The sequence below is a fragment of the Anaerobacillus sp. ABA4_114 genome (assembly GCF_056159065.1).
Window position 1 is genome coordinate 3,598,926 of sequence record NZ_JBSWUM010000001.1, and the last position, 11,812, is coordinate 3,610,737.

General features: G+C 40.2%; 14 protein-coding genes and 1 other annotated feature. Of the genes, 7 read left to right on the forward strand and 7 right to left on the reverse strand.

Annotation, left to right across the window (positions count from 1 at the left end; all coding sequences use genetic code 11):
• The first annotated feature begins 60 nt into the window (after positions 1-60).
• Positions 61-795 carry a TraR/DksA C4-type zinc finger protein gene (locus ACXAEY_RS18515; protein WP_270182538.1) on the forward strand — a complete coding sequence of 245 codons (735 nt, stop codon included), beginning with the start codon at positions 61-63 and terminating at the stop codon, positions 793-795.
• A 58-nt stretch (positions 796-853) separates the two neighbouring features.
• Here ACXAEY_RS18515 and argS read toward each other — a convergent pair whose 3' ends face one another.
• From argS to ACXAEY_RS18530, 3 genes are all read right to left on the reverse strand, one after another.
• Positions 854-2,539 carry an arginine--tRNA ligase gene (gene argS / locus ACXAEY_RS18520; protein WP_474814115.1) on the reverse strand — a complete coding sequence of 562 codons (1,686 nt, stop codon included), beginning with the start codon at positions 2,537-2,539 and terminating at the stop codon, positions 854-856.
• Between the two features lie 49 nt (positions 2,540-2,588).
• Positions 2,589-2,799 (reverse strand) — a binding site (T-box leader).
• 58 nt (positions 2,800-2,857) lie between these two features.
• Positions 2,858-3,052 carry a hypothetical protein gene (locus ACXAEY_RS18525; RefSeq protein WP_270182536.1) on the reverse strand — a complete coding sequence of 65 codons (195 nt, stop codon included), beginning with the start codon at positions 3,050-3,052 and terminating at the stop codon, positions 2,858-2,860.
• A 221-nt stretch (positions 3,053-3,273) separates the two neighbouring features.
• Complete coding sequence (locus ACXAEY_RS18530) at positions 3,274-3,588, reverse strand: hypothetical protein (RefSeq protein ID WP_270182535.1); 315 nt, start codon at positions 3,586-3,588, stop codon at positions 3,274-3,276.
• Between the two features lie 152 nt (positions 3,589-3,740).
• On the opposite strand from ACXAEY_RS18530, the gene ACXAEY_RS18535 reads away from it, so the two are divergent.
• Positions 3,741-3,908, forward strand: coding sequence for a YfhE family protein (locus ACXAEY_RS18535; protein ID WP_270182534.1), 168 nt, complete (start codon positions 3,741-3,743; stop codon positions 3,906-3,908).
• A gap of 48 nt (positions 3,909-3,956) precedes the next feature.
• Here ACXAEY_RS18535 and ACXAEY_RS18540 read toward each other — a convergent pair whose 3' ends face one another.
• Positions 3,957-4,592, reverse strand: a complete 636-nt coding sequence (locus ACXAEY_RS18540; RefSeq protein WP_270182533.1) for an N-acetylmuramoyl-L-alanine amidase — start codon at positions 4,590-4,592, stop codon at positions 3,957-3,959.
• Positions 4,593-4,744: 152 nt separating this feature from the next.
• Between ACXAEY_RS18540 and ACXAEY_RS18545 the strand changes: the two genes are divergently transcribed.
• Together ACXAEY_RS18545 and ACXAEY_RS18550 are read left to right on the forward strand one after the other, a co-directional pair.
• Entirely contained in the window at positions 4,745-5,308 is a 564-nt protein-coding gene (locus tag ACXAEY_RS18545; protein ID WP_270182532.1) for a sigma-70 family RNA polymerase sigma factor, read from the forward strand.
• The gene (locus ACXAEY_RS18550; protein WP_474814118.1) at positions 5,305-5,943 is read left to right on the forward strand and encodes a hypothetical protein; all 639 of its coding nucleotides are present in this window, start codon (positions 5,305-5,307) and stop codon (positions 5,941-5,943) included. Before ACXAEY_RS18545 ends, ACXAEY_RS18550 begins: the two co-directional genes overlap by 4 nt.
• 39 nt (positions 5,944-5,982) lie before the next feature.
• On the opposite strand, the gene ACXAEY_RS18555 is transcribed toward ACXAEY_RS18550, so the two are convergent.
• Positions 5,983-7,023 carry an ABC transporter permease gene (locus tag ACXAEY_RS18555; RefSeq protein WP_474814886.1) on the reverse strand — a complete coding sequence of 347 codons (1,041 nt, stop codon included), beginning with the start codon at positions 7,021-7,023 and terminating at the stop codon, positions 5,983-5,985.
• Between the two features lie 28 nt (positions 7,024-7,051).
• Positions 7,052-7,906, reverse strand: coding sequence for an ABC transporter permease subunit (locus tag ACXAEY_RS18560; protein ID WP_474814120.1), 855 nt, complete (start codon positions 7,904-7,906; stop codon positions 7,052-7,054).
• Between the two features lie 157 nt (positions 7,907-8,063).
• Between ACXAEY_RS18560 and ACXAEY_RS18565 the strand changes: the two genes are divergently transcribed.
• The 3 genes from ACXAEY_RS18565 (at position 8,064) to ACXAEY_RS18575 (ending at position 10,486) form a co-directional block, all read left to right on the forward strand.
• Positions 8,064-8,996 carry a hypothetical protein gene (locus ACXAEY_RS18565; protein ID WP_474814121.1) on the forward strand — a complete coding sequence of 311 codons (933 nt, stop codon included), beginning with the start codon at positions 8,064-8,066 and terminating at the stop codon, positions 8,994-8,996.
• Complete coding sequence (locus tag ACXAEY_RS18570; RefSeq protein WP_270182528.1) at positions 8,977-9,855, forward strand: protein-glutamine gamma-glutamyltransferase; 879 nt, start codon at positions 8,977-8,979, stop codon at positions 9,853-9,855. Before ACXAEY_RS18565 ends, ACXAEY_RS18570 begins: the two co-directional genes overlap by 20 nt.
• A 91-nt stretch (positions 9,856-9,946) precedes the next feature.
• Complete coding sequence (locus ACXAEY_RS18575) at positions 9,947-10,486, forward strand: GNAT family N-acetyltransferase (protein ID WP_270182527.1); 540 nt, start codon at positions 9,947-9,949, stop codon at positions 10,484-10,486.
• A gap of 34 nt (positions 10,487-10,520) precedes the next feature.
• Here ACXAEY_RS18575 and ACXAEY_RS18580 read toward each other — a convergent pair whose 3' ends face one another.
• Complete coding sequence (locus tag ACXAEY_RS18580) at positions 10,521-11,792, reverse strand: MFS transporter (protein WP_474814123.1); 1,272 nt, start codon at positions 11,790-11,792, stop codon at positions 10,521-10,523.
• Between the last annotated feature and the right edge of the window lie 20 nt (positions 11,793-11,812).

Sequence of the window (11,812 nt, forward strand, 5' to 3'; positions counted from 1 at the left end):
GTAGCATGTGAAGCTTTGCTACATACTACAACTATCCATAAAAATAAGGAGGCTGTATTTATGCTGACAACCAATCAGCTTCGTTCATTTAAAGAAATGATAAAGAATCGATTAGCAGAAATTGAAGAACAAGAAAGAACTGAACAAGACGATTTTGGTCTATCGCAGGCCTTTGTTCAAGAATCCACCGGTGAACTATCAAATTACGATAACCACCCTGGTGATACTGGAACTGAGTTATTCGAACGTGAAAAAGATTTGTCTTTAGATGAACACTTAAAACAAGAAAAAGCAGAACTAAACCTTGCCTTACAAAGAATCAACCAAGGTAAATATGGTGTTTGTCAGGAATGTGGAAAAGAAATTGCTACTGAACGGCTACTCGCCATGCCAACAGCAACAACTTGCGTCGACCATTCTCCATCTGATCAAACTTCCCACAATAGACCTGCAGAAGAGTCTGCAAATCCGTTTGGAAGATATGATAACGATAACCGTGATGCGAATTTCTTTGACTCTGAAGATTCCTGGCAACGTGCAGCGAGTTATGGAACATCAGAAACCCCTTCAGATTTCATCGATCCAAAAAAAGACTACGACAATATGTATGTCGAAGCAGACGAACCATATGGGTATGTTGAAGAGATCGAGACGTTTCTTACATCTGATATCGATGGGAAACCGACTGGTGTTATGCCGAATGAATCTCATGAACGATACGAAGAGACGATCGATGAATATGAACAAAATATGTTTGATGGAACAGTCGAGGATACGGATTACACGGGCTATTAAAAAAACGCAGATCCACTTAATGGGTCTGCGTTTTCCTTATAAAGCCTGAACCATGTTGTTACATTTCTTGCGGTGCATGAATTCCGAGTAATCGAAGACCTTCTGTTAACACGATCGAAACGGATGCCACTAAGTCTAGTCTACCTTGTTTCATATTTTCTTCATCAAGTATTCTTACATGGCTATAATATTTATTGAAAGAGCGAGAGAGATCGATCAAGTATTTAGCAACGATCGATGGGTCAAATTCACGCGCTGCTCTTTGAACCGTTTCAGGAAAAGCATTGAGTAACATAACGATTGGCCATGCCTTCTCATCCTCCACTCCAGAGACATCACCCTTAGTGTATTGTCCCTTTCTTAAGATCGAACATGCCCTTGCATTCGTATATTGCACGTACGGACCTGTCTCTCCTTCGACTCTCAACATGCTTTCGAGAGAGAAATCGATGTCGTTTCGACGGTCATTCTTCAAATCGTGGAACAGTACAGCTCCTACACCAACTTGTTTTGCAATAACATCTTTATTTAATAACGAAGGATTTTTCGTTTCAATATTAACTTTCGCAAGCTGAATTGCCTCTTGAAGCACTTCTTCTAGGAGAACGACTTTCCCTTTACGCGTAGACATTTTTTTGCCATCCTTCAACATCATACCGAATGAGATATGATGCATGTTTTCTGCGAAATCAAAGTCTAGCTTCTTCAATACTTCGATCAGTTGTTTAAAGTGCAAGCTTTGTTCATTCCCTACTACGTATAAAGATTGACTGAATCCATATGTTTCGTAGCGGTATAACGCTGCTGCTAAATCACGGGTAGCATATAACGTTGCTCCATCTTTTTTCTTAATCAAACATGGAGGAAGGTTGTCGTCGTCCATCTCTACAACTAGCGCACCTTCTGACTCTTTGAGTAACTCTTTGTCAGATAGAAGCTGAACAACGCGATCCATCTTATCGTTGTAAAATGCTTCCCCGTTTGTTGAGTCGAAGGAAATATCCATCAATTCATAGATACGATTAAACTCTTTTAGTGATTCTTCTCTAAACCATTCCCATAGCTTAACGGCCTGCTTATCTCCATCTTCTAAGCGCTTAAACCATCTTCTTCCTTCATCTTCAAGATTGGCGTCTTTCTCAGCTTCTTCGTGAAACTTAATGTATAGAGCGAGAAGTTCTTTAATCGTATTCTGACGAACCTTTTCTTCGTCACCCCATTTCAAGTAAGCTGCGATCAGCTTACCGAACTGAGTTCCCCAATCTCCCAGGTGATTGATTCGGATAGGCTCGTAGCCTATTTTTTCAAGTAATAGAGCTAGTGAATTTCCAATAACAGTTGAGCGTAAGTGCCCCATTGAAAAGGGTTTCGCTATATTAGGAGAAGACATGTCGATTGGAACTTTTCCATTGTTGCCATGATTGCTCCTTCCAAATTCATATCCACTCTCTAACACGTCACTTATGATTTCTGATGAAGCCTGTCTCTTTTTCAAATACACATTAAGATAGGCCCCTACAGACTCACATCTTTCAAACGCAGGATGTTCTAATTTGGGCGCTAACTCTGATGCGATTTGGTGAGGAGAACGTCTCATGATTTTAGCGAGATCAAAACATGGAAAGGCAAAATCTCCATAGCTTTCTTGACTTGGTTTTTCGATTCGGTTGAGGATGGTCTCGTACGCTACTTTATTTTCAATCACATGATAAAGCTCATTTGCAAATATGTCTTTATAGTTCAATTAAAAATCCTCCTTCATAATATACAAAAAACTCCGCCTCTAATCATTGATTAGAGACGGAGTAATCCGCGGTACCACTCTTATTGCCTGGTTACAACCAGTGCCAACTTTATTCCATAACGGGGAAACCGACCATTCCTACTAATCGTTCAGAACAGTATCTTGAAAGTCCGGTTCATGCTTGCCTAGGCTCCAGGCTCACACCATCCCCGGATCGCTTTTCCCTTCACAAACACTACTCTCTTTCGCATAGACGTTGTTATATTACTAATCAGTATAGCTAAATCACACAAAAAATCAAACCATTTTTTTGGCACATTAGCCTGAGTGCTGTTCCTGAGGTTGTTCTTGACGTTCTCCATCGGCCAAACCTTCTTTATAAGCTTCCCGATAAATAGAGGTCATGTACATGTAAATAAGCTGTCTTACTTTAGGTTCAACGTTGACGACTTCTAAATGTTTCATACACCGATCTACAGCGAGCTTCTCCTTCTGAGTGTTTCTTATCGTCATCGTAAGAACCACCTTCCAATTTAGTACCTTTATTATACATTACTTAAACAACAAGAGTACATACATTCGACAAAACCTATCAAAACATCAATGAAAATGATACAAATGGACAGCAAACCTGACTGTTCATCTGAGTCTTTTTGCATATATCTCGTTTGTTCAACTTATTTTCACCATACAACTATTGAACAATCGGTATACAAAAAAGTAGAACGAGAATATTACTCTCGTTCTACTTTTTCCATCTCTTCAATGACAGGTTCCTTTGAACCATGCCATGCATAAGCAACGTTGTAAAGTTCACCTTCGACTACTAAATTCCAAGTCATCTCATCTTCTACAACAAGCTTTTTGGCATCACCTTCACCCTCGGGCTGTACAAAGACATAGTACTCGTGGTGATGACTTTCCTTACTAACGATTTCGCCTCGTTCGATGTGCTCTTCATGAACATACGTATACTTCCCTAACAAAAGAGCTCCCACGATCACAATGAAACTTCCTATTATGAGATTCGTTAATTTTTTTCGTTCCATAATTCCTCCAATAGTAAAAACGACATACGCTTATCATTAAGTTACCACAAAATCGTGTGCGATAACAAAATAGAACATGTATGTTTAACTCATTTTCTACCAGGGTATCGATTTAATATAAGCCGATATTTACTACAAGGAGGAATAGCATCATGGCTAAGAACTCTCAATATCAACCGATTCACGAAAAAGGTTTTCAATTAAGTGATGCACAGGAAGTTGCATATGCAAAGGACTTTAAAAAAGCGGACATCGCAGGTGGCGTTCGAAAGCCTAAAGTAAAGCGAGCGAAAAGTGAAAATCCAGATTTATTAAAATAAGAACAACAAATGAGTCATGCAGCAGCATGACTCATTTTTTATTGACGATTATCGCTCTTCTTTTATAATCGCATCATACCCTTTTTCTCTTAATTCAGTACAAAGTGTTAGTGCTCGTTTCTTCTCTTGAAATGCACCAGCTTGTACAACATAGACCGACTGCGTCTTTTTAACAACGGCAAGCGCAACAGACTCTGCAAGTTTCAATCGAAGCGCACGTAGTTTCGCCATGTCCTCAGTTGAATCCAAAAAGCCATATTCTACAATGAGCGTTTCAACTGATCCAGTGAGGCGATGCATAAAGTAATAATCACGATCGTCTCTTCCTTTTCGCGAGAACACTCGCCTGAGAGGCATTCCCGCTGACGTAAGAGCATGTCCTGCTGCTTTTGCAAGCTTACCATCTGAATAAATTGAATGGATCACTTCAGCTCCTTTCCCTCCACCCGCGTTAAAATGATTACTAATACAAATTGACCCACCACACCGTTTGACGAGATTCGTTCGCTCTATAGGCGTCAACCCTTTATCGGAGGTTCTAGTCAGCACCGTTTGAATGCCAAGATTATTTAAAAACGATTGCTGATGCAACGACACTTCTAACGTCCAATCCTTTTCCCTTATCCCTCCTGCACATGCACCTGGATCCGTACCTCCATGACCAGCATCGATGATGATCATCATCTTTCACTCCCCATAAATAAATTTACTTCCTACTATATATCGAAAAGAAAAAGGAAAAAGGGGCACGCAAATGAAATAAATTAAAGATACCTGCAACTTTATGTAGGGGCGACCGTCTTTATAAGAAAAAGGACTTTTAAAGGGCTGATAACATGAGAAAGATCGACCTTAACTTAATAAAGAAAAGTGATATTACCTCCTATACCACTGTCGAGAAAACGCAGTTAATCGAACAGTTGATGTCACAATTTGGTGAGTCGATCCTTCGACTTTCTTATACATATGTGAAGGATTGGGGCAAAGCTGAGGACATTGTACAGGAAGTATTTTTAACATGCTTTCTAAAAATTGATACATATCGTGGAGAAGCTTCCTTAAAAAACTGGCTATACCGCATTGCGGTAAATCGTTGCCATGATTACGTTCGTAGCTGGTCCTTTAAACATATCGTTCCGAGCACAATGTTGAAGTTAATAAAATCTCATGATTCTTCTCCTGAATTACTAATCGTGAAAAACGAAGAAGCTTTGAAGTTGCGCAACGAAATTTTAAAGCTTCCCATTAAATACCGTGAATCGTTTATTCTTTTTTATCATGAAGATTTATCGATCAAAGAAATCAGTGATCTTCTAGATACAAAAGAAGCAACGGTTAAATCTCGTCTGCATCGGGCCCGACGCCTGCTTGAAACAAGACTCGGTGGAGAAAGTGAGTGAACAACTTTATGGAAACAAATGATATGAAGAAAAAGGTAAAGAACGTCATGTTTCAGAAGCAACATTTTACTGAAGCAAAAAAAGAAAAAATGCTCGACAATATACTCATCGAACATTACTCAAGACGTCCAAGGAAGAAAAGTATGGTTCTTGAATGGGTAGGGTTAGTAGCCTGCCTGCTCTTACTCATTACGACTACCATTCAATTAACAGGAACCGACATGTGGTTCCCTGAAAACAACAGTGCAGAGGAAAACATTGACTCCCCATATATTAGTGCCGCTTATATGAAGCGGTCAACAGAAATAGCAAAGCGAGACACGGATATTATGAATGTTACTTATTTCGCAAAAGGGAGCACGCTTCACCTTGAATTGATGGTCCCTGACTCCATGACGGAAGAGAAAATGAAAGAAGCAGCTAATAGCTATCTTACGTTACTTTCACACCTTTATATTGAGGAATATAACGGCCTCGGTGATCTCTGGAAATACTATTCTGTTGATATTATCATTACGGCAGAGAACGAATACGCCATACAAAATTATTTAGGTGGAGAGAATAGTGCGATTTTATTAAAAGGTACAAAAGGAAGAGATGACACTCGCATTAACTGGCTTCAACCAAATGAATAAAGATGCCAAAAAGCACAACCTCCGCGGTTGTGCTTTTGTCTATCTGTTCACTGCTTTTTGATCTTCGTACTCACTTTCTTCATGGTTGATAAAATAAAATGACCCAGCTGACACGTTCTTCTCTTCTGTTGTTGTATGAACTTCTTTTCTCCGTTTACGCCTCTTCCCTACCTGACCATTTTGAGATTGCTTATAGCCTTCGAGGGTGATGTTAACTGAAAGAATGACAACGACAAAGAAAAGGATCGGGATAAGAGGAATCCACGTATTATACGGAAGAAATTCATATGTAGACCCGATTAGCCCCGACCACTCTGAAGACACCGAACGATATTCGTCCCCAAGCTGTGGATCAGGATTAAAGATTGTACCACCTAAGAAAAGCTTTAGTAATCCGAGATGTAACAACAGGATAAAGACATTGATCAACTGTTGCAGAAAGATGATCATCATTCTTGGCCACAAATGAGGAAAGATGTGTTTGAACAAGATTCTTACTCTAGAACCACCAAGAATTCTCGCACCTTCGATATAGCTCTTTTGCCACAATGAATGCGTCTCATTTGATATCAGTACGGTCGTAGTAGGAACAGCGACTGCTGTTAAGATAATGACTTCAAAGATCAACCTTTCCCAGAAATTATATTGAAACGTACCTTCCATCCCATTCTCCATCAGTACGCCCCTTAAGATAAAATAGCTAAGTAGAGAAATAGGAATGTACTGCATCGCATCTACCAGGCCTGAAGTTACACGAGACGTTTTCTTTGAATAGGTACCAGAGATCACTCCAGCTACAAAGGATAACGACATTCTCATACATGCGATAAGAAGCGCGATTCCAATTGTATATTTTGCACCTATAATGATCTGTTGAAAAAGATGGTATCCTAATTTATCTGTTCCAAACGGCTCAACCTGTGAAGGTGTTAATGGAGCTTTGTCGATCAAATTTCCTTCTTCATTATAAAGCATGAATGTTTGTGGAATGTGGTCATCATACGCGATGGTATAAAATACGCTCCCTCCAAACAAAAGGATAAGAACAAGTATCCCAGTAAGAAACATCGGATTTTTCATTAACACGAGCTATTCCCCCCATTCATCGTTACAATGCCTCCGCTTTGGAAACTCGTTCTGCAAGAAGTTGGTAGAGTCCAAGAATAATAAAGATCGGCACAAAAAGTAACAAAGCGCCAACTGTAAAGAGTTCAGGTGTAGGGTTAGTGTACATAAAGCGGATGATACCGTTTAAGTTGAAAACAAATTCCATGATGAACAAATTTGAAAGCGCGAACCAGATGATTGACCTCGAATGAAAATAAATCGGTAACAAAGCGTTTCGAAACATATGAACAAACATAAGAGCAGTTCCTGCAACACCCTTTGTTTTCGCCAATTCGACATAAGGCTTTTCAGCTTCTTCTTCAAACACATGAAGCATGATGCGATAGAATAACAACGCTGGAAGGATCGACAACACGAGTATTGGCATCGCATAGATTCTTTCGAACGCAGCGATATCAACGAGTAGAATACTAGTCTTCTTATAGAACCAAATGACACCGATCTGTACGCATGCAAGAATAAAAACGTCTGGTAACGATTCGAATAAAAACGATCCTCTTTTTATCATCTGTTTAAATTTTATTGGAAGCATCATGGTGAGATATGTTGCCCCTAACGCACTAATGAAAGCTAAGATAAGTGCTGAAAATAGCAAAATCAAGGAATAGTTTAAGTATGTAAAGAGTTCAGGAAACAATGGATATTGGTTATCACCAACTCGGAAGGTGAGCTCGTTATAAGCCATCAGTTTTTGTATAGTCGCGACCAACCGATCTCCATAACCTCCTAGATCAAGTTTCATTCCATTGAACAAACCTGGTAAGGCACCAAGCAGTAAAACACCAACAAAAGATGCTAAGAACTTCACCCCAAAACGATAGACCCCTCTAATCATAGTTATCCCCTTTCTGTTTCTACCCTTCCACACTTGTAGACGTAAATAATTCCCAAAGGTTGCATATGGCGTGCCAAAATTTCAATTTCACTCAGTGATGAATTTTTAAAAAGATGAATAGGTTGTTAGAAGGAGCATTAAGAGGGGAGGAAATTCTATGAACAGTTCCTTGGAGATGATTCGAAAAGTAAGTGGGATCAGCGCTCTCAAGAGTCATTTTACAGACCTAATCGAACAAGATAAAAAGCTTGCAGCTTCTCAAGTAAACAGTGAGGAGGTGTCATTCCCAACGCTTTATGTACTCTCATCATCTATTAGTTCAAACAGATTAACAAAATACTTATCAGATAGAAATAAAGTCGCACTCGCACTAAGAAAAGATATACTCGCAAAAGAACGTGCACCCGCGAGCCCTTTTCCATACTCAATATGTGAGACACCTCAGCTCATCCACTCTGTATTAAGATGGATCGTCAAAACTGGGGCTAATGAAAATCTTAACTCGAAGTACCGTTTTGTATTAGATCGGTCAGCAGGGTTGTTAACGACGATCTTTCATGACCCGACTGACCTTCCTGCTATTTCTCAGTTATTGTTTAAGCGACATCAAGAAGGACACCCAACGCATTATTTAACGTGGGCATACTTTTCAACACAAAACGTAAGTAGTTTACTTCCCGTCGGCGAAAGACTAGCATCGCATGATCGTGAGGAGAAACAATTCGCAAAGGAACTTCTTCACTTTATTCCTGGGCTGAACGAGTCAGAAAATCCTTATGTACATTTCAGGACGTGGTACGAAGAGAACCTTCCATACCTTGTACTCAATGAAAATAGTTATGAGCTTACAGCGCAGTTAGAGCCCTACTGTGTTGACTTTATGATGAAATACAAAGAACAGCCTGGAAATAGCCGCCTTCATGATGAAGAGTTCCGGTCACTGCCAGCGGAAACACAAAAACGTCTTAGTGACTTTTCATATAAATTAAGAAAGTATTCTCGCTCTGAATGGAATGAATGGTTAACACGGCCTCTAGAAGCACAGGTTCAATCGATTGAGGAGGTAAACCATGATACTTATAGGAGATAAGGTCGCGACGATCGACGATTTTGACCATCGTATGATTCAAAACTCCTTCGAGCGACAGGTGTTAGAAACGCTTCTCAACAGTTCGGTCACACACACGTATCGCTCTCGTGGCGAAGTCGTATTTGAAATGCAGTTTCGTTCAGCAATTACAGCGAGTGCTCGAGAACTTTATTATAGCGGCGCACAATTTGCGGATTTTTATAAATCAAGGTGTAATCCAATGTTTTGGAACTTGATGCCTGACGGAGCTTTTCAGCTAAGACAAGGCGTTCCTCCTGCTGAGGCTATCGTTGATATTTTTCGAAACGGAAGAATCTATGCGTTTGAATGCGCAACAGCCATGATCATCGTTTTGTACAAAGCTGCCTTAAGAATGCTTCCGCCCGTGAAATTCAATACGTTATTCGCAGATATTCGGCTATGGGGTTGGAAGTATGATGCTGATCTCCGGATCGTTCATAATATCCCATCGCAATATATTCCTGGCGATATACGGTATGTAAAGAATCCAGACGTAAATCCATTAACACCTGAATGGCAAGGTGAGAACATCGTCGATATGGGGGATGGTATGTATTTTGGTCATGGACTTGGTTTTAGGACGCTTCCTGGGATCATCGATGCCCTTGCGAGAAGACGACGACCTGGCGCCATGAGGATGCCTTACCTTCTTGAAACAGCAACAAGGCCTGGCTTCTCATATTTATACCAATTTGCGACTATGAGACTTGAGCAAGAACAAAACGTATTGTTATTTGACGATCAGCTGGAGAATAGCTCTTTATCTCTAGATGAATACAACAAGAAACAAGAAGAATTATTAAAGGAATACATTACGATTCGTTTTCCTCAATCATAAAAGAAGTTCATAAACTTCTTTTTAAATAGATGACCGCCCTCCACTCTATGGATCGTTCTGCATATAGTATAAAAAACGGACGGTGCAGAACATGGATACTTTTCCAACACTTTTAACATCACGATTAGTGCTAACAGCTCTTCATCCGAACGATGTTGATGCTTTATTTTCCATTTTTTCAGATCCGCTTGTCACGTATTACGATACGGGTGACACCATGAAGACTAGGACACAAGCAAATCACTACATCAACGCTTTTAAAGATCCATCTTCGATTTCAACAACAAATTCAATTCGATTTGCCGTTCGTCTTAAAAGCAACAACCAACTGATCGGCACTGCAGGATTCCAAAACTGGGATCGCAATTCTTCCAAAGCGGAGATTGGCGCAGTACTATCGAGAGATTATTGGCGAGGAGGATATGGTTTGGAGGCAGCGAGGTCCATTATCGATTTCGGATTTTCAAAGATGAGATTACACAAAATTTATGCCCAGACCATCCAAAACAACGAATCTGCAGTCAAGCGCCTCAAACAGCTAGGGTTCAAGAAAGAAGGCTGTTTTAAAGAGCATATCTTTCTCCATCAAAAATATTATGACGTTCTTGTTTATTCCATCTTTTCTAAATAAAAGCTCCTCCCATTCGATTGGAAGGAGCTTATTATTATGCGGGTTTCTTTGGAGGTGGAGATAAAAAGGCTGCAACCGTACCAAGGATTGGGAAAATCAAGATAAGTAATAAAATCTCTGTATACCCTCCAAATGTATCGTAAGCCACACCAAAAGGTAATGGACCGAAAGCAGAACCGATTACCATCGTTGTAGTCGCGATCCCTTTTATACTTCCTAGGTTTTCTCTGCCAAAATAATCTGGCCAAATAATGTTGAGGGTGATCCTCTCGATGCCACCTATGATTCCCCATAATACGCCGAACACAATTGCCAGGACATACGTATCTACTTGAGTCAATAACAGGATAAAAGCCATTTGACCGATGAAAGAAAGTCCTAAAACGATATGTACATTAACACGTTCTAAAATAAAACCTGATGCCATCGTTACCGGAAAACCAACGATCGCCATGATACTCAAGATCAATGCAGCTGTTTTGTCAGGTACACCTTGCTCTCCCAATATGGAAAACAAATGAAACGTGAGCCCTGTATTAACGAGTGCTGGGATACTCACACAAAATAAAATCAACCAGAAAGCTCTCGTCCTCATCGCTTCCTTTACTGTCCAATTCGTTTCAAACCCTTCCTCATCTTCTCCACCCATCTTTTCTTCCTTTCGCTTTGCGAGTCTTTTTTTCGAAACCGCATTATCAGGAAGTAAGCCGATGTCTTCAGGTTTGTTTCGGATTAGAAAGAAAACGACTGGTAAAAAGATGATGACGATTGAAGCTCCGAGAATTCTCCAGGCATTTTCCCAACCGAACGAGTCGATCAACCACGTGTTAAGAGGTGGAAAAATTGCAGAACTCAAGAATCCGCCTATCGCCATAAAACTGAGTGCGCGTCCCCTTTTAAGAATAAACCATTGAGGGACAAGCGTATTTGGAACAAGTGTCATTGAACCCTGTCCGAACAATCGAAGCATAAAAAAACCGATGAACAACATGACCGGTCCGACTACAAAGCTATTCCAAAGGCACGCGACCGCTAATAAAGACCCTATGGTGAGCATCATTCGTCTCTGCCCAAATTTGTCTACCATTCTACCAATGATAAATAGTAAAAGACCAGCTGCTAACGTAGCTGATGAATAAATACCAGAAACTAACGAACGACTCCAACCGAAATCTGAGATATAGTGATTAATAAAGACAGAAACGCCGTAGGTTTGTCCAGGTCCTGAAAAGAAAACGCCTAAGGCTGCTGCTGCGACGATCAACCATCCATAGAAAAATGGGGCAGACTGCTTAGAAGATTGCACGACTATTCTCCTTTTCATAA